The organism is Vibrio sp. S457-15, assembly GCF_000960545.1.
In the GTDB taxonomy this organism is placed as follows: Bacteria; Pseudomonadota; Gammaproteobacteria; order Enterobacterales; family Vibrionaceae; genus Vibrio; species Vibrio parahaemolyticus.
The window spans coordinates 329,948-351,452 of sequence record NZ_JYOQ01000174.1; the positions used below are offsets into that span (position 1 = coordinate 329,948).

The following is a 21,505-nucleotide window of genomic DNA, read 5'->3' on the forward strand; positions in this document are numbered from 1 at the left end:
CGGCTATCCCTACAAGCAAATTTTATAAGCAGTCTCTTATAAACACTTTTACATACGAATAACGACAAAACGGAAAACTGTATGCACATGTTTAAACGTAATCTTATCTCTTTGGCTATCCTGGTTGGTCTGACGGGTGGCTTAGCTGGCTGTAACAGCGACAACGATTCTTCCTCTTCACTGCCGGGTGATCCAATTGTTGATCTTGCGGTATTGAAATACGTCGATCCTATGATCGGCACAGCAGCTTCTGGTCATACATTCCCGGGCGCGACGGTACCGGCAGGTATGGTTCAACTGTCTCCAGATACTTTCATCGGTTCTAACACTGATCACGAATCAGGACTTAACCCTTGGCACTCGGCATCTGGCTACTGGGATTCATCCAACTACGAAACTGGCGAAGTGGTTAACACTGACGTTCCGCTGTACGGCTTCTCCCATACTCACCTTTCAGGTACAGGCGCAACGGACTTAGGCGACATCTTGGTTCTGCCATACGCAGACATGGCAAACACACAGCTGAACTCTTTCGACAAAGCCAATGAAGAAGCAAGCGCTGGCTACTACAAAACCAAGCTAAACCAAGGTCAAATCGAAGTAGAACTGAGCGCAACCAAACGCGTTGGTTTGCACAAATACACGTTTGCTGATGGCGCAGACCGCAACGTGAAGTTCGATTTGGGTCATACCCTAATGAACAACAACGGCAAGTCTTTGAAGAACAAAGTAGAAGTGGTGGACGAATACACCATTCGCGGTCGTAAAACCTCAACTGGCTGGTTCCAAGGGCAAGATCACCAAGGTCAGGACATCTTCTTCTACGCGAAATTCAACCAACCAATCGCCAAAGCAATGTTGGGTGAACAAGACCTAGAACCAACGCGCGAAATGCGTAATGGGGCGGTTTACTCAGGCGATGATCTGACCGCTTACCTAAACTTCGGCACAGGCGAAGAGCCAATTGAAATCCGCGTGGGTATCTCTCCAGTTAACTGGCAAGGCGCACAGAAAAACTTAGAAGCGGAAGCACCGAGTTTCGACCTAGCAAAAGTAAAAGAAGACGCAGAATACGCGTGGGCTGAGAAGCTAGCAAAAATCAAAGTAGAAGGCGGCACAGACGCAGAGAAAACCAACTTCTACACTGGCATGTACCACATGATGATCGCACCAATCGAGTTATACGATGTGGACGGTCAATACGTCGATATGCTTGGCACAGTGCGCACACTGAAAGATGGCGACACGCCAAACTACTCGATTTACTCAACGTGGGATACGTTCCGCGCGGTTCACCCAATGTGGACCATTATCGACCCAGACCAAGCAACGCTTTACGTGAAAGACTTGATTCGTAAATCCAACGACGAGTTTGGTCTATTGCCGAAATGGGAAGGTCACGGCTCTGAAACCGGCACCATGATCGGCTACCCATCGGCAGCGATTCTGGGCGATGCCGTAACCAAAGGCTTGATTGATGCAGAGCAAGCTTACACGGCGTCAGTGAAATCAGCACGTTACACGCCGCATGAATACCCACAGATTCATGACGACATCCTAAGCTCACTCATGGCTGGTCAGTTGAACTACCACGAGAAAGAACAGTGTGTTCGCTACCCGAACTGGAACTCCGTGTCGTACTCGTTGGAATTCTCATTCTACGATTGGACGATCGCAGAAATGGCAAAAGCCGCTGGCGATATGGACGCGTATGAAGAGTTCAAAGCTCGTTCTTACAACTCTTTGAAACACTGGGATGCGAAAGCAGGTAACGCAGACGGCACGGGCTTCTTCGTACCAACAGAACTGAAAGAAGGTGACCCATGTGCACTGAAATACGCTTCAACTGACTTCGACCCTTACAAGTCTGACGCGTTCTACTACACAGAAGGTAACGCGTGGCAATGGCAATGGGCGTTCATGCAAGACTTAGACAAGCTGACTGAAATCATGGGCGGCACGCAAGGTCTGAACGACAAGCTGAACAACCTATTTACTGCCGATCCAAATGGCGGCGAAGCGCACCAAGACATGACAGGCTACATTGGTCAGTACATTCACGGTAACGAGCCTTCGCACCACGTTATCTACTTGTACAACCGTACTGAAGAGTCTTACAAGGCGCAGGAATACCTAGACCAAGTTTACGACCAGTTCTACAAACCGACACCAGACGGCATCATCGGTAACGAAGACGTAGGTCAAATGTCGGCGTGGTACTTGATGTCGGCACTGGGCTTCTACCAAATCTCGCCAACCGATCCAACCTACAGCATCGGTCGTCCAATCTTCGACAAAGCGACGGTAGACATTGGCTCTGGCACCTTCACGGTAACGGCTGAGAACAACGGTCCAGACAACATGTACATCAAAGAAGTGACCATCAACGGTAAGCCTCTGGATGTGTACAACACCTTCCAGCACAGCGAATTCAAAGCAGGCGGCGAACTGCACTTCGTGATGACAGCTGACAAGTCTGAAGCAATGCAAGCCAACCTAGGCGAATAATGATTTTGAGGGGACCTCGTGTCCCCTTTTCTAGTGGAATAAAAACAATGAAACTTAAAAGAACCCTACTCTCTACTGCAGTGTTAACCGCCATGCTTGGTCTTGCTGGTTGTGGCAGCGACGCTGATCCAGAAACTCCGGTTATCTCTACCCCTACTTTGGAATTCGTTGATACCTTGATCGGCACTAAAGGTCTTGGCAACGTCAACCCATCGCCAGTGATGCCAGAAGGTATGATTCAACCGTCACCAGATAACTTCGATCCAAACGGTTGGAATGGTAAAGGCTCGCCTGTTGAATACGATCCTGTGCACAGCTTGCTTTCTGGCTTCTCAATGACCCACATTTCTGGCGCAGGTAAAGGTGACCTAAACGACTTCGCTTTCTTGCCATACACAGGCTTCAATACCGATGCCGTAACCATGGATAAAAGCTCGGAAGTGGCAGAGGTTGGCTACTACTCGGTTGACCTTGTAGAAACAGGCGTAAAAGCAGAACTGTCGGCAACCGACCGCGTGGCGTTCCAACGTTATACCTTCAAACCGGGTGAAGACCGCAAAGTGCGTATCGATCTTCAACACGAACTCTTGGAGCAATACGGCAACCACTCTCGCAGCATATACTACAAGCGCGTTAACGACACCACCGTCGTAGGCGCGCGCACCTCAAACGAATGGGGTCAATGGCAAACCGTGTTCTTCGCGGCAGAATTCTCTGATCCAATCATTGAAGAGAACCTGTACACCAAGCTGGCTTCTGAAAGCAAACTCACCCCAACTGACGCTACCGAAGTCGGCTTGGAAGATTACCGCGGTTACGCAGAGCACAAACCAATGCCGGGCGAACCAGAACCTGATCCAGAACGTTTGGCAAAACGCGCAAACGATGTCCTGACGCATTTGAACTTTGGTAAGAGCGATGAGCCGTTGGTGGTCAAGGTAGCGATTTCTGGCACTGGCGTTGACGGCGCACTGAAAAACCTAGAAGCAGACACCAACGGTTGGGACTTCGACAACGTCGTACAACAAAACCGCGTGGCTTGGGAAAACATCCTTGGCGAGTTTGAACTGGAAGGTGGCAACAAAGCCGACAAAACCATGTTCTACACCTCGCTCTACCGTACGTTCGTTGCTCCATTCCTATACCAAGATGTGGATGGCAAATACCGTGGTATGGATGGCAAAGTGCACCAAGCAGAAGATGGCTTAGTGAACTACTCAGTGTACTCAATGTGGGATACGTTCCGCGCCGCACACCCACTGAAAACCATCATTGATAAAGACCGCGCGATTGAACACGCACGCGATCTATTGAACAAATACCAAACGGGCGGCGTACTGCCAAAATGGGAACTGCACTCGGATTACACCGGTGAAATGGTCGGTCATCCTGCGGTTTCGGTTATCGCCGATATCATGGTCAAACACCCAGAAGCCTTTACTGCTGTCGAGTTTGATTTGGCGTTGAAAGCCGCTGACGAAACGGTCAACTTCAACCTTGATAAAACCGAAAGCTGGGTGCCTTACCAAGACGCTTGGAACGGTGACAAACGCTTCACGGTCATGACACGTCATAACGACTACCAAGAAGACGTCGGCTTTATTCCAGCCAACACCAAATGGGCGCCCGACTCTGGTGACAAACCGGGTTACGTGGAAGGTTTGAAAGTCGATAAATACGACGAGCTCGTGAACGAGTCGGTGTCTTACGGTCTTGAGAATGCTTACTACGACTGGTGTATCGCTCAGATCGCTAAACTTGCGGGCAATGACCAGCAGTACGACCGCTACATGGCGCGCTCTGAATCGTTCAAGAACTACTTCGATTACAACCCAGAACAATACGGTAAACTGCAAGACACCAAAGGCAACGCATTGGGTGCAACGGGCTTTATGCGTCCGGCTTACATGAACAGCGGCAGCAAGGTTTGGGCAAACAACCTGAAAGCCGAATGTTTGGACGAGAACATGGCGCTGTCTATCCCAGACGGTATGGACTACAACGCATGTAAAGACCGCAAAGCACTCAACGAAAGTGACGTGTTCTGGCCTTACCGCGCCGAGCACCGTGGTGAAGACTTCACCGAAGGCAATACATGGCAATGGACATGGTTTGCACCGCACAACTTGAACGGTCTAGCCAACGTGATGGGTGGCGAGCACATCGACCGTACTGACTTCTCTCTTCCTGAAGACGTAACCGAACAAGGCAAAGCGGCATTCCTCGCTAACTTGAATGCGCTGTTTAATGCGGACTCCAACGCCGATACGAGCCAATCACACGACATGTCGGGCTACATCGGTCAGTTCGTGATGGGTAATGAGCCTGATCACCACGTGCCTTACCTATACAACTGGACGGCAGAACCTTGGAAGACACAAGAAATCGTCGACCAAGCGATGAACGAGTTCTACCACCCAACGCATGAAGGCCTGATTGGTAACGAAGACGTCGGTCAGATGTCGGCGTGGTATGTGATGTCTGCATTGGGCTTCTACCAAGTCACACCGGGCGAAGCAAGCTACACCATCGGTCGTCCTCTGTTCGACAAAGCCGTGATTCCTGTCGCGGACGGTAAATTCACCATCACCTCTGAAAACAACAGCCAAGAGAGCATCTACGTTAAGTCGGTGACCATCAACGGCAAACAATTGAGTGACAACTTCAGCTTCGCGCACAGCGATTTGAAAGACGGTGGTGAGCTGCATTTCGTCATGACTTCAGACAAATCTGAAGCGATGAAAGCGCAGTAACCGATACCTATCCAAATAACGAAAGGGGGCACCTAGCCCCCTAAAAAACTTCACTTCAGTGGAACCATAAAAATGAAACTAAAAAGAACCCTTATCTCTACCGCTATACTCGCTGCCATGTTTGGTCTTGCTGGTTGTAACAGCGATGACGACAACAGCAACTCTGGCACTCCATCCCTCGACACCACACTAACTCAATACGTCAATCCATTGATTGGTACAGGCGCAGATGGTCACACCTTCCCAGGGGCGGTTGTGCCTTACGGTTTGGTGCAACTTTCTCCTGATACCGAAATGGAAGGCTGGGGCTCTGCCGCCGGTTACTTCGACCACGGCAAGCTGACTGAAATCCCAGTGTATGGCTTCTCCCACACTCACCTTTCTGGCACAGGCATTACTGACCTTGGTGACATCTTAGTTCTGCCTTTTACGAAGAAAGAAAACGCCGTTTTCAACACGTTCGATAAAGACAACGAAACTGCAGAAGCGGGCTACTACGCGGTTGAACTGAACAAAGGCGAAATCAAAGCCGAGCTAACCACCACGCAACGTGTTGGCTTCCACCGCTACACCTTCAAAGAAGGCACAACGCCACACATCAAGTTCGATTTAGACCACACCCTCAACAAAGGTCACTTCAACAACCGCACCATGAAGGGCGATTTGGAGTTCATCGACGCTTACACCATCCGCGGTTTACGTAGCTCAAACGGCTGGGCGAACAACCAACACGTGTACTTCTACGCCACCTTCAACCAACCTATCGTCAAAGCCATTGCTCTAGTTGACGGCGCAGAAACGGAAATCGATGTAAACAACGACAACATCGACGCAGTGAAAACCATCGCTTACCTAGAATTCGCACCATCATCAACACCGCTAGAAATCCAAGTAGGCTTGTCACCAACAGGCACAGAAGGGGCGGAGAAAAACCTAGAAGCAGAAGCGAAAGACATGTCATTTGATACTGCGCGCGCTCAAGCCAACGACGCATGGCACCAAGAGCTTAGCCGTATGATGGTATCTGGCGGCACGGAAGATCAAAAAGAGATCTTCTACACCGCGCTTTACCACGCTTCTATCGCGCCAATGATTTTCCAAGATGTCGACGGTCAATACCCTGCGATGCGTACTCGCATTCAAAAAGACGCGGGCGACACACCAAACTACTCTGTGTATTCCATGTGGGACACTTTCCGTGCAGCGCACCCACTGAAAACCATCATCGACCCAGAACGTGCCGAAGAGTTTGCCAACGACCTGATTCGTAAATACGAAGACGGTGGCATCTTGCCGAAATGGGAACTGCACAGCCATTACACTGGCACTATGATCGGCTTCCCTGCGGTTTCTATCATTGCTGACGCGATGGCGAAAGGTTTAGACATCGACCCACAACTTGCCAAAGAAGCGGCTGAGTTTACGGTGCGTTACCACGAGGCATCTGAATTCTCAGATTGGACGGAAGACAACAACATCGGCGCAGCAAACGTTGTGCAAGTGAAGGTGTACGAAGAAAACGGCTTTGTTCATCACGGCTACTGGAACAGTGCATCTTATACGCTTGAGTTTGCATATGGCGACTGGGCAATGGCAGAAATCGCGCGCATGGCTGGCGATGTAAAACTGCAAGAAGAGTTTATGACTCGTGCCGACAACTGGCTTAACCATTGGGATGCAGAGACAGGCTTCTTACGTCCGAAAAACCACCCGCTAAGCTCATCACCAAACAAACCGCCTTTGGAGTTCAACCAACCAATTGATGAAGAACGTTTGGATGAGTGTGAAATGGTTGAGTGGCCTGAAGGCTCAGGCGTGATGAAAGAGAAATGCCCACTGCTACCATTTGACCCTTACTACGTGGACGAGTTTGCCTACACCGAAGGGAACGCGTGGCAATGGAAGTTCCAACCAATGCACGATTTCAACCGTCTGAAACAAGAAATCTATCAAGCCGACTTGGCGCAAGGCAAAGACACCACGCCAGAGAAAGCCTTCCGTGAAGACTTGGACGAGTTATTCAATGCGCGTTCTTCAAACACAGGCGAAGAGCTACCAGACCTAACGGGTTACATCGGTCAGTACATGCACGGTAACGAGCCATCGCACCACATTCCTTACCTATACGCGCTAACGGATGAGCCATGGAAAGCACAAGAGTACCTAGACCGCATCATGTCAGAGATGTACACCAGCGAGCCAACCGGCTTGATTGGTAACGAAGACGTGGGTCAGATGAGCTCTTGGTACTTGATGTCGGCAATGGGCTTCTACCAAGTGACGCCAGCGGATCCGGTCTACACCATCGGTCGCCCCATGTTTGATGAAATCACCATTCCAGTGGAAGGCGGCGAGTTCAACGTCATCGCAGACAACAACAGCCCACACAACAAGTACGTGAAGTCCGTAACCATCAACGGCAAACCGCTGGATGCCAACTTCACCTTCAAACACAGCGAAATCAAAGCGGGCGGCGAGCTTCACTTCGTCATGACGGGTGACAAGCAAGAAGCGCTTCAAGCTCAGTAACGTTTTATGTAATTCGTGTTTAAAGAATAAGCAGATAGATTAACTCAGTGGCAGGAAGTGACGCGCTTCCTGCCTAAGGAATCAAGATTATGAACTTTACGAAAACCGCTATCGCCACCGCAGTGATTGCAAGTGTTATTGGTTTGGCTGGCTGCAACGATGACGACGATAACACCTCACCAAGCGTCGATACTTCCAACCTAAAATACGTCGACCCATTCATTGGAACCGGCTTTAACGGACACACCTTCCCGGGTCCTGTTGTGCCAGAAGGCATGGTGCAACTTTCTCCAGATACCGAGCTGATCGGCTGGCACTCTTCATCAGGTTACCACTTCGATAAAAAGACCTTATTTGGCTTCTCCCACACTCACCTATCTGGCACGGGTATGGGCGGCTTAGGTGACATTCTGTTCCTGCCGTTTACCGAAGATAAAGCTAAATACATCGAAGACAGCGACGACTACCGCGAAGCGATTTCGGTCAAGATGGACAAAACCTCAGAAGTGGCAGAAGCGGGTTACTACTCTGTGAAGATTGCTGAGAACGGCATCAAAGCTGAGCTTACAGCTTCTGAACGTGTCGGCTTCCATCGTTACACCTACCCGCAAGGTCAACCACAACGTCTGAAGATAGACCTCAACTCCATCCTTAACAGTGACTGGGGTTCGACCTCTCTGCGCAACAAACTGACGGTGAGCGAAGACGGTCATACCATCACGGGCGAGCGCGATGCAGCACACTTCTCTAGCTGGGCGAAAAACCAAAAAATCTTCTTCTATGCGACTTTCGATAAGAAGATCAAAGACGTCTACATCCTTGCCAATGGTGAGCCTGTTGACGGCCTAACGGCAGAGCACGTTTCTGAATTGATTTACGATGACCAAGGCAATGCTATCAAACGTGTCAAAGCGGACGTCACTGCCTACATCGAATTTGAAGATGAAGGCTCACAGGAGTTGAACGCGCAAGTGGCGTTATCTGCGGTTGACCCACAAGGTGCAGAAAACAACTACGATGCTGAAGCGAATGTCTCTTTCGATACAGCTCGCAGCAACGCGCGAGAGAAATGGGCAAAAGCACTCAACTTCTCTATCGAAGGGGGCACGGAAGATCAGAAAGAGATCTTCTACACCGCGCTTTACCACACAAAAATTGCGCCGATGGTGCACCAAGACGTAGATGGTCGATTCCGAGGCATGGGCAAAGGCTCAATTCGTGAAGGCGAAGGGGAATACTCCATCGCTTATGGTCAAGCAACGGAAGAACAACCAAACTTCTCGGTTTACTCTCTTTGGGATACCCAACGTGCATTACACCCACTAAAAACCATCACTGAACCAACCCGCGCGGTGCAGTACGCGAAGAACCTAGTTCAGAAGTACACTGAAAGCGGCTTACTACCGAAATGGGAGCACTTAGGTGACGAAACAGGCACCATGGTTGGCTACCCAGCGGTAGCTGTGATTGCGGATGCGATGACCAAATTCCCAGAAGAGTTTACTCAACAAGAGAAAGAGCTGGCGCTGAAAGCCGCGATCGACTCTTCGACTTACGACAACTACCCTGCATTGCAAGCAGATTGGGATCAAGGCGTATTGGATCGCACTTTAACCAAGCACATCGATTACATTGAGAAAAACGGCTTCACGCCTGCCATCCAACGTGTCGATGGTGAACCAGTCTTTGAAGACTACACCGTTGAGTCTGTTTCTTACGGTCTGGAAAATGCGTTCTACGATTGGGCTATCGCACAAATTGCCAAAGCAGCCGGTGATACTCAAGCAGAAGAGCAATACCTTGAACGCTCAAAAGACTACAAGAAGTACTTCGATTACAACCCAACGGAATACGCAGAACATGGCGTGACGGGCTTCATGCGCCCAGTGATGATTGATGAAACCTTCATGACGCCATTCGACCCATACGGCACAGAACACGAGACAGGCAACTACACCGAAGGTAACGCGTGGCAGTGGACTTGGTTTGTACCGCATGACATCGCGGGCTTAAAAACCATCATGGGTGGCGATGCTGAGTTCCAGAAAAACCTAGAAGCAACCTTCACCGCAGAAAGCCAAGGCACTGAAACACCGGATATGTCTGGTTTGATTGGTCAAGTTGCGTTTGGTAACGAGCCTTCACACCACATCCCTTACCTGTTCAACTGGACAGCAGAACCATGGAAGACGCAACAAGTCGTCGATCACATTCTTGATGACATGTATTTCGCTGCCCCAGAAGGCGTCATTGGTAACGAAGACGTGGGCGCAATGTCCGCTTGGTATGTGATGTCTGCATTAGGCTTCTACCAAGTGAACGCAGCAGAACCTATTTACACTGTGGGTCGTCCGCTATTCGACAAAGCAGTGATTCCGGTGAAAGGCGGCACGTTCACCATCACCACAGAGAACAACGCCGATGACAACATGTACATCAAGTCTGTCACCATCAATGGCAAAGCTTTGGATAACGGTTTCTTCTTCGACCATTCCGAGTTCAAACCGGGTGGTGAGTTGCACTTCGTGATGACGGGCGATCAATCAGAAGCGATGAAAGCGCCTCAATAACCTTCACTTGAAATGTGTTCCTCAGGCCAAATCAGTCTGAGGAACACAAGCTCAAATCAATCCCTTCCACTAATGATAGCGTCATTTCTGCCGCCGAAACTTCTTTGCAACCCGACGAATTTTGTCCGCACCACAACGGCGTAAATTCATCTCGGTTTTGCTTCTCCATAAGCGCTCTTAACTGAGTCATTTCAATGGAAGCATATGGGAATTTCGGCGCAGATTCACAGATGTAGCCTAGCTCCGACATCGCGCGATTCACAATGCCTCGTGCTGGTCTGCCCGAGAAAACATTGGTCACCGCCGTATGCTGCGCGCGCTCACTGGCAATCGCATATCGATGTAAAGACGAGGTTTTTGCCTCATCACACAACAAATAGGCGCTGCCAACCTGCACAGCACTTGCTCCTAACTTCAGCGCAACTTCAACACCGCTTTTATCGGCAATTCCTCCTGCAGCAATAACAGGTAAATTCACGCGCTTAACGATTTGCGGTAACAACGCCAACAAGCCTAATTGAGTAGATAAATCATCCGATAAAAACATGCCTCGGTGTCCACCAGCCTCCAAGCCTTGAGCGATAATGCCGTCAACGCCTTTTGCTTCCAGCCACAGTGCTTCATCCACTGTGGTCGCTGTCGAAAGGATCTTCCCTCCCCAGCCTCTAATTCGCGCTAACAAGTCATCGGCAGGCAAACCAAAGTGGAAACTGATCACTGGCGGTGCAAATGGTTCAATCGCGTCAGCAATATCATGATTGAAAGGCATCCTTGTCGGAGCGTTTGGCTGAGCCTGTACGGTTTCACCAACTTCAGCAAAATACGGTTGCAGCGTTTTTTGCCACTCTTCGTGCTTGTTAGCGTCGTATTCCGGCATTTCATGGCAAAAGAAGTTGAGGTTGAATGGTCGATTGGTCGCCTGTTGAATAAGTTGGAGTTCTTTAACGATGGCGTCTTTATTCAGCATTCCACAAGGTAACGAGCCAAGCCCGCCAACATTACTCACTGCAATGGCCATTTGGCTATCTTGCACGCCAGCCATTGGGGCTTGAATAATCGGTAACTCTGTCCCCAAAAGTGCATTAAATGCGTTGTTTTTCATCGTTCTTCCTTGAGTTCATCCAACTGAGTTTTTTGTTGTTTTATGCGCGTTTTCACTGACACGCATCAATATGTCCACTATCTCATAGCGACTAATTTTCACCCAACTGCGTTGTTATTTCTGTGCACTCAACACCCACTCAAAATGACATTCCGCGTCAATCAGCGATTACTGACATGAATTTATGTGATCCAATTCAATCGCCTGAGTTACGTGCTTTTTTAAAGTTGCTCTGTTTCGCGAAACCTTACTTCTTACTCAACTTTTACCGGATCAACTATGAAGACATTTTCTAAAAAGCCGTTGCTGTATGCGTTAGCGGCGTTCTCTATCGGCGTGTCATTTTCTTCCTTTGCGGAAATTCGCAACGTCACGTTGCTGCACACCAACGACATTGAAAGCGTTTATGAGCCCGTTGACGCATTTTGGAATCCAGACATTAGCCGCATTGGCGGTATTCCTTACCTTGCCACACTGATCAAACAAACCCGCGCGCAAGAGGAGACCAGTTTCTTGTTCGATGCGGGGGACATTTTCACTGGTTCACTCGCGAAAAAAACGCAAGGCAAGCTCTCTTTCGATTTGTACAGTGCGATGGGCTACGACGCGATAACACTCGGTAACCACGAATTTGAATACGGCTGGCAAACCTTGAAAGAGAACATGCCAAGAGCCGCCTACCCCGTGCTCAATGCCAACATCAAGTTTGAGCAAAACAATGCGCCTTTTGCTTCGCCATATACCATTGTTGAACGCGATGGCATTCGTGTCGGTGTGATTGGGGTAATGGGCGTTGATGCCTTCTACAACACTATGTGGAAAGGTAATCGCAAAGGTTTGACTATCGACGATCCAATCAAAACCACTCAGTTCTGGGTTGATAAGATCCGCGACGAAGTGGACATGGTTGTCGTGCTCACCCACCAAAATAAAACGGCACCAATGCAAACCGACAAAGAAGCCGATCCTGAAGTGCAACGCGGCTTTGATGAAGATTACGACATGGCAGGCAAGCTAAAGGGGGTCGATGTGATTTTTGGCGGCCACTCTGACCATGGCTTATGGAAGCCTGTCGTGCATCCAAAAACGGGCACAGTTATCGGTCTCACTTTCGGTCAAGGTAAATACTTGGGTTACACTAAATTTGCAGTAGACACCGAAAAGCACGACGTAAAACTGCTGGACGGAAAACTGATCCCTGTCGAGTCAGACAAGCTTGAACGCGACAAGAAAACCAGCGATCTTATCGCCAACGCTCGCAAACAATACCCAGAGCTTGGTCAGCAGTTGGCGACCATTAATGACACGGCGTACCGACGTTATTACCGCGAGTCCAATGTAGGCAATTTAGTAGCAGATATGATGCGCGAAGCCGCTAAAGCAGATGTGGGTATGATCAGCTCGGGCAGTATTCGCGTTGACCTTAACAAAGGCCCAGTAACGATGGAAAACGTAATGGATCTTTTCCCATTCACAGATAAACTTTCCGTCGTAAAACTCAACGGCGTACAGCTGAAAGAACTGTTGGAGTACAGCTACACTTTGCCTTACGGTCTGGCACAATTCTCCGGTATTGAAGCGCGCTACGACAACGCAAAACCACAAGGTAAACGCCTGCTCAGCCTGAACGTAAATGGCAAGCCAGTGAACGACTCGCAATCATACAAAGTGGCCACTTACTCTTACGCAGCGAGCGGGGGTGACGGTTATCATGTATTTGAAAAGGGCACGTTTGAATCGCAAGGCGATTCAGTCACCCAAGTATTGATTGACCAATTTAAAGCCAAGAAAGATGTTATCGTTCCGGCGCTGGGTCGCCAAGTGGATGTCAGCGTCAAAGAGTAAGTCTCTGACAAATAACCTCAAAGGATAAGCACCATGACTTTTCGTCAAGAATACAATGGCTGTAAGTCATTTGGCTGCCCTAATTGCGGCGTGCCTGATCTCAGTTTGTATTCGCGCTCAAATCGGCTTGGCTACGACGCGTGGCATTGCCCTGAGTGTGGTGCTTATCCTCCGGTTTTGATTAACGAGCCGATACTCGCATTGGCTCATCAACTACAACAGCAAACCTTTAATTTGAAGCTATTACCTCATTGCGACTGCCGCTTACCCGCTTGGCAACGCTACGGGAGAACGGCCGTCGGTAGCCCAAGAGTAAAGTGTCGCTACTGTCAAAAAACCGCAACGCTGCCGAACCCAATCAAAGAATCCCGCACACTCCAACCACTGCTTGATGCTCTATTAGCCGAGGTTTCACCCAAAGATTTACAGTATAAATTGGGCTTGAATCATCGCCGTTTTTCACAATCTCTTGAGCGTTTGGCAAGTATGCTGGACACTTTTAGTCGCTTATACGAACGTCACTTATCGTTCTCGAATATCCAAACTCGTTCCTTTGTTCAAGTGGCGCGCTCTGGTTTTCGCCACCATGACCGAGAACAACGTGCAGCGCATATTTGGACACTATGCAGCGCCGATGCCCAAACGGGGTACGTGCTTTTGCTCAGTGACAACGCTTGGTTTCCTCAGACAGAGATGTCAGAGCACATCATTCCTCAACCGCTTTGGGAGCCAAGCCGTTACCAATTAACGCAGCAAGAAGAAGCGCCAGACGAATCAGATGTATTTCTCCAAGCACAGCGCACTTACGACAAAATTCTTAGCCGCAGCCAATTTGACCAACTCGCTTACTGCGATGGTTCGCACGCGAAATCAAAAGAAGTGCTACTCACTCGCCCTGTTTTTGCTGCGCACGCGCACATGCAAAACTTGGCGAAATACTTTGCGAACAAAGTGCCGAAACGCTTTGTCCTCGAACATGAAAGCTTTTTACGAGGGGCAGCGATCACCGCTTTTACCTCCGCCATTAAGCGGGGCACGACGCAACTCTATTATTGCCATATTGGACAAAGTGAGGAAAATCTGAGCTTAAATCATGCAAAGCAAAAGATGAGTTGGTGGGATGAAACGTGGCGTCGTGGAAACATCCAAAATCAATATGGGAGCTGGCAAGTGGGGATGGGGTGGCTGACTCAAAAAAGCGCAAGACCATCGGAATCGATAGACGAATTAATCCCGACACACCCGAATTGGAACAGCGAGTTTTGGAACCGTTATACCCAATGGTTACCACCAAGCTACGCTGCCCACTTGAGTTTGCAGCGCATTAAACAGTGGCAAGCGATTTATCGATTTCTCTATAACTACTCAGCCATGCAATCACCACCAAAAGTTGGGGTGGATGAGATCGACCTGTCTCGCGTCGATAGCATAGCCGAATCAATCAACCGCTCGATAAACGCTCCTGTACACCTTTTAACGCTCGAACAAGAAGGCTTCATCAAAACCGATATTGTTTGAAATGCTGGATCTAAGATTCGACTTTTAGCCATTAGCCAAGTGATTCAATGGGAATGATTTGCCGAAACTTAGTATGAAGATCTGTAAGCGCGGCTTCAACATCCGGTTCTGCTCGGCTTAAATGTGCGATTAGCGTCATGAAGTAGCAGTCAAAAATCAACGGCATTTTGTCTTCAAGAACAGAACTTACGCTCGCAGATTGAAACAAAGCTTGGTTAAACGACTGGTAGTAATCCAAATCCCAAATCACCTCTTTCAACAAGGCTCGGCTCAACTCGACGTTCGCAAAATAGTAGCGATAGTATTTCTCTGTCAGCGCCAAACCAATGTCAATAGCTGTCTTACCTTCCACACTGACTAGCGTCTCTTGGCTGATCTGTTGCAGTTGCGTCAGCATCCCTTCGCGCAAAATCGACAGTTTGGTCGGGAAGTGGCTGAATACCGTACCATCGGCGACTCCTGCTTCTCTCGCAATCTGCCTTGTGGTCGTCATGTCATAGCCATTCTGAGCAAAAGATGCCCACGCGGCTTTTAGGATTTTGTCTCTGGTTTGTTGTCGCTTCGTCATTGATGTATCTGCTTAATGAGCCTGAAAGGATCATACCTTGAGCGGCTGACATTGACAAATTGAGCGCGCTCAATTATAAAAATGAGCGCGCTCAATTTTTATATAAAAACAAAAGGAATCGCTCATGTACGTATTAAACAAACTAGGCCAAGGATTGATTTTCTTGCCGACCATATTCTGCTTTTCTTATATTTTAAGACCAATATTGATGGTGATTCTCATACCAGGTGGACTCGCACTTTTGGCGTTAATCGGGGGGGCAGAAGTCAGAGCAGAACTCAAAGCCATGCTGCTTGAGGAGCTTTTTGGGGTCAGTCCATCACACACCACCTCGAAAAAGGCGTGAGTGCGCGAGAAACGTTGGCAAGGTTAAGCAAAAAACAAAACGCGCAAGTATCGAGATCTCAATACCTGCGCGATATAAATGTGGTGAAAAGAGGACTGGCGTTAATCAGTATTCATGTTCTGACCGATTCGCCATAAAACGCCACTAGGGTCAAACAAACAACATTCGCGCATACCCCAAGGTTGCTCGACCAGCTCAGTTAAACGCGAACCAAATTCTTCATGACCCACTTTGGACAAGTGCTGATGCCAGCTTTCTGCGTCTTCTACGAGCAAGTGCATCATGAAGTTGTTGCCGTGTTCTGGCTCATAAAAATTCTGTAAAAGAAACGCGCAACTGCCTTGAGAGAAGTACGCCACATCACCGAAGTCTGACGCCATATCAAAGCCTATCGCCTCATAAAAACGTTTTGAGAGCGCGTAATCTTTCGCTGGAACAAATGATTTGATTTCAACAATATTGAGGTTTTCCATTTCCAATTTCCTAAGCCCTTTTCCATCAAACTGACTGACGTAATCACGCTCTACGCCTTCTATTCGCCTTGCGTATTTTGCTGCGATGGTAGTGGTACACACTCTACCATTTGCGTTTGTAACCACGTGATGAATTTATGTTCGAGTTCTGTACGCTTTTTATCTTGGCTCAATAAAACATAATTGCAACCTGATAGCACAAAACCAAATGGCGCGACCAAATTACCGCGCTTAATATCGTCCATAACAAAAGGATACGATCCCATCGCCGCGCCTAAGCCATCCACCGCGGCTTGTATGCAAAAATAAAAATGCGCAAATGATTGCTGAGTGTTGCCGTTGAAGGTTTCACAACGTGTTGATTGCTGCCAATCCGCCCAAGCATGCGGTCTAGTTTGGCTATTCAACAATCGAACTGCATCCAAATCGTCTTGAATGGATTGCCAATACTCAGGAGAAAATACTGGCCCCACCCACTCTTCCACAAGAATGGTTTTGTTGTAATCGTGCTGCTGAGCAAAATCGTCTCGACGAATCGCCATCGAAAGCCCTGTCGATCCTAATGTTACCGGGCCTCCCGCCGTCGACAAACGAACATCAGCACGGTGTTCATCATTAAACGCAGCAAGCCTTGGCATCAACCAACGCATGGTTAATGTCGGTTCACAAGACACTTCAAGATGCTGATGCTTTTCTTGAATGAGTGTATTCACGCCTGTTTCTAGCGTTTGGAATGCCGTTTTTGTGTATGTCTTGAGTAATTCACCTTCTGCCGTCAACACGGCTTTCCTACCCTCTTTCAAAAACAAAGGTTGCGACAGATATTGCTCAAGTTGCTTGATCTGCTTACTCACTGCTCCGTGGGTGATGTTCAGTTTGTCAGCCGCTTCAGTGTAGCTTGAAGAGCTCGCCGCAACGTGGAAGACATAGAAAGATTTTAGGTGGCGCATCTGTGAGTTTTTCTCACCAATATGGGAATATTTTTCGATTATAGTCAGTAACAAAGACGCCTACAATTCCGCTACATCACAGACTTCATCATTCAAACAGGAAACCGATATGGAATTTGTAACTCTTGCGCTATTGGGGGTGCTTATTGTTATTAGCCCTGGCGCAGACTTTGTTTTGGTATTAAGAAACAGCTTAAATCAAGGACGAGAAGCTGGCGTGTACAGTGCGATTGGTATCAGCATGGCGATAAGCATCCACATCGCTTACTCCATGCTAGGAATCAGTTACTTAATTTCACAAAATGAATGGTTGTTTAATCTCGTGCGCTATCTTGGGGCTGCTTATCTTATCTACCTTGGGATTAAAGGAATATTCTCCTCGCAGCCTGCGCCAAACTCAGAAACCATTCAACAGAGCGAGTATTCAATGTGGCGATTTTTCATGCAGGGATTTCTGTGTAATTTACTCAATCCTAAGACGATGCTGTTTTTTCTGAGTATTTTTAGCCAAGTGATTTCTCCCGATTCTAGTCAGCAACATATCGCCTTGTTTTACGGGATTTATATGATTGCGCTGCACGGCATTTGGTTTTCTATCGTTGCTGTTTTATTCACGTCACCCCAATTACAAGCCTTCTTGTTGAAGATTAAGCATCGACTCAATCAAGCATGTGGAGCGGGATTGGTCATTTTCGGCGCGATGCTGGGCTTAAAGGCTTAATACGTTTGCGGTCAGATTTTGAACACAAAAAATGCGGCTACTGGAGCCGCATTACAATCCACAAACCTTAGGTCTGGTAAGTGAAACGTTTATTGAGTGATAACGGTGAGCTTATCCCAATCAATCGTGAAGCGAATTTGCGCCTCAGTGTAATGGCTCGTTGTGCCTTGATCGTACCAGTTACACGCATTGCGAGAGAAACCTTCGTCAACTTCTTTCATGCCCGCTCGTGCAATCATCTCCGTTTTTGGCTCTTCTCCGCGCTCAAATTCTGGTGTGAACACGTACTGGAATTTCGGTTTGAAGCCGTAGATCAGACGCGGCAAGTTCTCTTCTGGTAATAGGTTTTCGTTTGAACAACCTGTGTAGTGGTAAACACCCGCCCATTTACCGTAATACTGGTAGTCGTTGGTGTAAATCTGGCTAAGAGAGGTGGTCCACTTAACGCCCATACCGCGTTCCATGGAAGCTTTTGGCTTGGCTGCGGTGACGTAATCCTTACTTGAGTAACGAGACGTATAAGCCACACCGAGATCGGTCGTCAACGAGCCAGAAAAACTTGGTGCCGAGCCCGGTGTTGCAGTCGCGGTTAAGCCGATAGACGGTGCAACCGTGGTTGTCGATACTGAAACATCATTGGCTTCGTTTTGCGGTGAGTAATCCTCACTAAATACAGGCGTGCCACCAGCTTGATAGATGCTGTAATCGAACGCAACTGGGTAGTTTTGAGTAAAACGGTCAACAATCGCTGCATCAAAAGTGTGTTTTACACCCGGCTTACCTGGTACATAACCATTCCCTAGAGTGATCACGCGAGCCGCTTTTTTGTCGTTCTTTGAGTTATGGAATAACTCAACCAGTAACTTCATCTGCACACGGCTACCACGAAACTCGTACGGGAAAAGCTCAGGCTCGCTTTGCATCACGACTTCATAACTTTTCTTCACGTAACCTTCTAGCGCGATGTTATCAATCAAGACACTTTCTACAACCTTGTTATCAGAAGCAGCAGCAGTAGCGGAAATCCCTAACATTAGGGGAAGCAGTATTTTCTTATTCATTATTTTATTACCTTACTTGGGAACAGTCCCAAATCAAGCTAACATATTGAATACACTGCATCAACGTGACGAAAACGATTCACATTATCAATAGTTTGACCTACACCCAGAAATGAAAAAAAACAGCCAACTTACGCTGGCTGTTTCGATGCAGTTAATGAATGACCCGAGCGTCCCCTTTAAGTAACTGAGACAGATCGATAGTGAATATCGTCACTGTCGGACGTTTAGGCAGAGCATTTTCGATCGAAAACTCTGGCCCAGCTGGAACGAGGGGGAAGTGAATAGCAGTCGGCCACGTTGACGAAGCTTCATTACCGCCCGGCTCAGATATTGAGAAAGAAAACGCAGGCAAACGGGTCATAACACTTACCTCAAATGACTGATTCGCGGGCTCAAGCGAGCCCGCTTAGGTTTTGCAATGTTATTGTTGTTTTAACGCTTACTTAATCACTAACGATTGGTAACGTTAGATATCAAGTTCTTTGTCTTCAACGTGGTTGGTGATCATCGCTTCAGTGGTGATCATCAAGCCAGCAACAGACGCTGCGAATTGAAGCGCTGAGCGTGTTACTTTCGCAGGGTCCAAGATACCCATTTCGATCATGTTGCCGTATTCACCTGTCGCAGCGTTATAACCGTAATCGGCATCACCCGCTTTGACAGCATTCGCCACAACTGAAGCTTCGTCACCTGCGTTGGTTGCGATTTGACGAAGAGGCTCTTCCATTGCACGTAGCGCAACTCGGATACCCACGTTTTGGTCATCATTGTCGCCTTTTAGATCAGCCAATTCTTTCGCGATCTTAGTTAGAGCAACACCACCACCAGCAACAATACCTTCTTCAACCGCTGCGCGAGTAGCGTGTAGCGCATCATCCACGCGGTCTTTCTTCTCTTTCATCTCAACTTCGGTTGCAGCGCCGATCTTGATCACCGCTACGCCGCCAGAAAGCTTCGCAACACGTTGTTGAAGCTTGTCTTTATCGTATTGAGAGGTGGTTGTTTCGATTTGTTTTTCAATCGAAGCCACACGATCAGCAATCGCGCTTGCTTCTGCTGCACCACCCACGATGGTTGTTGTGTCTTTGGTGATGGTAACTTTCTTCGCGCTACCTAGTTGCTCTAGCGTTGCTTTTTCAAGCTCTAGGCCGATTTCTTCAGAGATGACCGTACCTGCGGTTAGTACCGCAATGTCTTCCATCATCGCTTTACGGTTGTCACCAAAACCAGGTGCTTTCACCGCCGTCGCACGCACGATGCCACGCATGTTGTTCACAACCAATGTCGCTAGCGCTTCACCTTCGATGTCTTCAGCAATGATCAATAGCGAGCGAGAAGATTTCGCCACTTCTTCTAGCACTGGCAATAGCTCGCGGATGCTGCTGACTTTTTTGTCCACCAATAGGATGTAAGGGTTGTCTAGCTCTACGCTGCCATTTTCTTGGTTAGTGATGAAGTATGGCGACAAGTAACCGCGGTCGAATTGCATACCTTCAACCACAGACAATTCGTTGTCTAGACCTTGGCCTTCTTCAACCGTAATCACGCCATTGCGACCCACTTTTTCCATCGCTTCTGCAATGATTTCACCGATCGCGCGATCGCTGTTTGCAGAAATGCTACCCACTTGGGTGATGGATTCTTTGTCGCTGCATGGCTTAGACATTTCACGTAGTTTCTCAACCGCCGCTTCAGTGGCTTTGTCGATACCACGTTTTAGGTCCATTGGGTTCATGCCAGAGGCTACCGCTTTAAGACCTTCATTGATGAAAGATTGCGCCAGTACGGTAGCCGTCGTTGTACCGTCACCCGCTTCATCATTCGCTTTGGACGCCACTTGTTTCACCATTTGTGCGCCCATGTTTTCGAACTTGTCTTTCAGTTCGATTTCTTTCGCTACAGACACGCCATCTTTGGTGATCGTTGGCGCGCCGTAAGATTTATCAAGCACAACGTTGCGGCCTTTAGGACCAAGTGTCACTTTTACTGCATCCGCCAGTAAGTTCACACCTTTCAGCATTTTTTGACGTGCGTCATTAGCAAATAATACGTCTTTTGCAGCCATAATTATCTCCTCAAAAAACTACTACAAAAATAATTACTCAACGATTGCTAACACATCAGATTCGGACAGAATCAAGTATTCTGCGCCGTCAATTTTCTCGGTTTTCACGCCGTAACCGTCATTGAAAATGATTTGGTCGCCCACTTTGACTTCCATCGCAGCGCGTTCGCCATTTTCAAGGCGTTTACCTAAACCAACAGCAATGACTTTCCCGCGGTTTGATTTTTTCACCGACTGAGACGTTAAAACGATTCCCCCTTCAGATTTATTTTCCACCTCTTGTCTTTCAACAATTAGCTTGTCATTTAAAGGACGAATTTTCATTTGAAGTGCCTCCTACTTAGAACCAAAAATAAAAGACATAGTTTGAACATAAAGATGGATTAACGAGTCGTCTGCTCGTTTTCGATGAAAATAATAAGGTCGAAAAATTGGAGTTCAAGGGGGAAATTTAATAAAAATTTTTTATCGAACTAAATAAAATTCTCTATCA

Annotated in this window: 16 protein-coding genes; 8 read left to right on the top strand and 8 right to left on the bottom strand. The window is 48.0% G+C overall.

Annotation, left to right across the window (positions count from 1 at the left end):
• The first annotated feature begins 87 nt into the window (after positions 1 to 87).
• From UF05_RS18840 to UF05_RS18855, 4 genes are all read left to right on the top strand, one after another.
• A complete protein-coding gene (locus tag UF05_RS18840; RefSeq protein ID WP_045546336.1) occupies positions 88 to 2,508 on the top strand; it encodes a GH92 family glycosyl hydrolase in 2,421 nt (806 codons plus the stop codon).
• Between the two features lie 47 nt (positions 2,509 to 2,555).
• Positions 2,556 to 5,261, top strand: coding sequence for a GH92 family glycosyl hydrolase (locus UF05_RS18845; RefSeq protein WP_045546287.1), 2,706 nt, complete (start codon positions 2,556 to 2,558; stop codon positions 5,259 to 5,261).
• 72 nt (positions 5,262 to 5,333) lie between these two features.
• A complete protein-coding gene (locus tag UF05_RS18850) occupies positions 5,334 to 7,790 on the top strand; it encodes a GH92 family glycosyl hydrolase (RefSeq protein WP_045546288.1) in 2,457 nt (818 codons plus the stop codon).
• Positions 7,791 to 7,879: 89 nt separating this feature from the next.
• Positions 7,880 to 10,360: a GH92 family glycosyl hydrolase gene (locus tag UF05_RS18855; protein ID WP_045546289.1), complete on the top strand. Its 2,481-nt coding sequence runs from the start codon at positions 7,880 to 7,882 to the stop codon at positions 10,358 to 10,360.
• Positions 10,361 to 10,391: 31 nt separating this feature from the next.
• On the opposite strand, the gene UF05_RS18860 is transcribed toward UF05_RS18855, so the two are convergent.
• Positions 10,392 to 11,462, bottom strand: coding sequence for an NAD(P)H-dependent flavin oxidoreductase (locus UF05_RS18860; RefSeq protein WP_045546290.1), 1,071 nt, complete (start codon positions 11,460 to 11,462; stop codon positions 10,392 to 10,394).
• A gap of 279 nt (positions 11,463 to 11,741) precedes the next feature.
• Here UF05_RS18860 and UF05_RS18865 point away from each other — a divergent pair, with 279 nt between their 5' ends.
• Positions 11,742 to 13,307 (top strand): bifunctional metallophosphatase/5'-nucleotidase, encoded by a 1,566-nt coding sequence (locus UF05_RS18865; protein ID WP_025629347.1) that lies wholly within the window; start codon positions 11,742 to 11,744, stop codon positions 13,305 to 13,307.
• 33 nt (positions 13,308 to 13,340) lie between these two features.
• On the top strand, positions 13,341 to 14,825 hold the full coding sequence (locus UF05_RS18870) for a hypothetical protein (protein WP_045546291.1): 1,485 nt from the start codon (positions 13,341 to 13,343) through the stop codon (positions 14,823 to 14,825).
• A 31-nt stretch (positions 14,826 to 14,856) separates the two neighbouring features.
• Here the strand turns inward: UF05_RS18870 and UF05_RS18875 are convergent, their stop codons facing one another.
• Positions 14,857 to 15,393, bottom strand: a complete 537-nt coding sequence (locus UF05_RS18875; RefSeq protein ID WP_025536017.1) for a TetR/AcrR family transcriptional regulator — start codon at positions 15,391 to 15,393, stop codon at positions 14,857 to 14,859.
• A 124-nt stretch (positions 15,394 to 15,517) separates the two neighbouring features.
• Between UF05_RS18875 and UF05_RS18880 the strand changes: the two genes are divergently transcribed.
• On the top strand, positions 15,518 to 15,739 hold the full coding sequence (locus tag UF05_RS18880) for a hypothetical protein (protein WP_005481464.1): 222 nt from the start codon (positions 15,518 to 15,520) through the stop codon (positions 15,737 to 15,739).
• Positions 15,740 to 15,840: 101 nt separating this feature from the next.
• Here the strand turns inward: UF05_RS18880 and UF05_RS18885 are convergent, their stop codons facing one another.
• Together UF05_RS18885 and UF05_RS18890 are read right to left on the bottom strand one after the other, a co-directional pair.
• On the bottom strand, positions 15,841 to 16,212 hold the full coding sequence (locus tag UF05_RS18885) for a VOC family protein (protein ID WP_005395273.1): 372 nt from the start codon (positions 16,210 to 16,212) through the stop codon (positions 15,841 to 15,843).
• Between the two features lie 59 nt (positions 16,213 to 16,271).
• Positions 16,272 to 17,162 carry a LysR family transcriptional regulator gene (locus tag UF05_RS18890; RefSeq protein ID WP_025571758.1) on the bottom strand — a complete coding sequence of 297 codons (891 nt, stop codon included), beginning with the start codon at positions 17,160 to 17,162 and terminating at the stop codon, positions 16,272 to 16,274.
• A 109-nt stretch (positions 17,163 to 17,271) separates the two neighbouring features.
• On the opposite strand from UF05_RS18890, the gene UF05_RS18895 reads away from it, so the two are divergent.
• On the top strand, positions 17,272 to 17,883 hold the full coding sequence (locus UF05_RS18895; RefSeq protein ID WP_025527347.1) for a LysE family translocator: 612 nt from the start codon (positions 17,272 to 17,274) through the stop codon (positions 17,881 to 17,883).
• Positions 17,884 to 17,972: 89 nt separating this feature from the next.
• On the opposite strand, the gene UF05_RS18900 is transcribed toward UF05_RS18895, so the two are convergent.
• From UF05_RS18900 to UF05_RS18910, 4 genes are all read right to left on the bottom strand, one after another.
• Positions 17,973 to 18,944: a leukocidin family pore-forming toxin gene (locus UF05_RS18900; RefSeq protein ID WP_005463923.1), complete on the bottom strand. Its 972-nt coding sequence runs from the start codon at positions 18,942 to 18,944 to the stop codon at positions 17,973 to 17,975.
• 154 nt (positions 18,945 to 19,098) lie between these two features.
• Entirely contained in the window at positions 19,099 to 19,308 is a 210-nt protein-coding gene (locus tag UF05_RS25130) for a hypothetical protein (protein WP_005464025.1), read from the bottom strand.
• A 105-nt stretch (positions 19,309 to 19,413) separates the two neighbouring features.
• On the bottom strand, positions 19,414 to 21,012 hold the full coding sequence (gene groL / locus UF05_RS18905) for a chaperonin GroEL (RefSeq protein ID WP_005463958.1): 1,599 nt from the start codon (positions 21,010 to 21,012) through the stop codon (positions 19,414 to 19,416).
• Positions 21,013 to 21,045: 33 nt separating this feature from the next.
• Positions 21,046 to 21,336: a co-chaperone GroES gene (locus tag UF05_RS18910; protein WP_005373989.1), complete on the bottom strand. Its 291-nt coding sequence runs from the start codon at positions 21,334 to 21,336 to the stop codon at positions 21,046 to 21,048.
• Positions 21,337 to 21,505: the final 169 nt, after the last annotated feature.

What these genes read in the sequence shown, in the direction of transcription:
- UF05_RS18860 (WP_045546290.1), bottom strand. Translation starts at nt 11,462, where the DNA reads ATGAAAAACAACGCATTTAATGCACTTTTGGGGACAGAGTTACCGATT.
- UF05_RS18895 (WP_025527347.1), top strand. Translation starts at nt 17,272, where the DNA reads ATGGAATTTGTAACTCTTGCGCTATTGGGGGTGCTTATTGTTATTAGC.
- UF05_RS18875 (WP_025536017.1), bottom strand. Translation starts at nt 15,393, where the DNA reads ATGACGAAGCGACAACAAACCAGAGACAAAATCCTAAAAGCCGCGTGG.
- UF05_RS18885 (WP_005395273.1), bottom strand. Translation starts at nt 16,212, where the DNA reads ATGGAAAACCTCAATATTGTTGAAATCAAATCATTTGTTCCAGCGAAA.
- UF05_RS18880 (WP_005481464.1), top strand. Translation starts at nt 15,518, where the DNA reads ATGTACGTATTAAACAAACTAGGCCAAGGATTGATTTTCTTGCCGACC.
- groL (WP_005463958.1), bottom strand. Translation starts at nt 21,012, where the DNA reads ATGGCTGCAAAAGACGTATTATTTGCTAATGACGCACGTCAAAAAATG.
- UF05_RS18840 (WP_045546336.1), top strand. Translation starts at nt 88, where the DNA reads ATGTTTAAACGTAATCTTATCTCTTTGGCTATCCTGGTTGGTCTGACG.
- UF05_RS18900 (WP_005463923.1), bottom strand. Translation starts at nt 18,944, where the DNA reads ATGAATAAGAAAATACTGCTTCCCCTAATGTTAGGGATTTCCGCTACT.
- UF05_RS18865 (WP_025629347.1), top strand. Translation starts at nt 11,742, where the DNA reads ATGAAGACATTTTCTAAAAAGCCGTTGCTGTATGCGTTAGCGGCGTTC.
- UF05_RS18850 (WP_045546288.1), top strand. Translation starts at nt 5,334, where the DNA reads ATGAAACTAAAAAGAACCCTTATCTCTACCGCTATACTCGCTGCCATG.
- UF05_RS25130 (WP_005464025.1), bottom strand. Translation starts at nt 19,308, where the DNA reads ATGACCCGTTTGCCTGCGTTTTCTTTCTCAATATCTGAGCCGGGCGGT.
- UF05_RS18870 (WP_045546291.1), top strand. Translation starts at nt 13,341, where the DNA reads ATGACTTTTCGTCAAGAATACAATGGCTGTAAGTCATTTGGCTGCCCT.
- UF05_RS18910 (WP_005373989.1), bottom strand. Translation starts at nt 21,336, where the DNA reads ATGAAAATTCGTCCTTTAAATGACAAGCTAATTGTTGAAAGACAAGAG.
- UF05_RS18855 (WP_045546289.1), top strand. Translation starts at nt 7,880, where the DNA reads ATGAACTTTACGAAAACCGCTATCGCCACCGCAGTGATTGCAAGTGTT.
- UF05_RS18845 (WP_045546287.1), top strand. Translation starts at nt 2,556, where the DNA reads ATGAAACTTAAAAGAACCCTACTCTCTACTGCAGTGTTAACCGCCATG.
- UF05_RS18890 (WP_025571758.1), bottom strand. Translation starts at nt 17,162, where the DNA reads ATGCGCCACCTAAAATCTTTCTATGTCTTCCACGTTGCGGCGAGCTCT.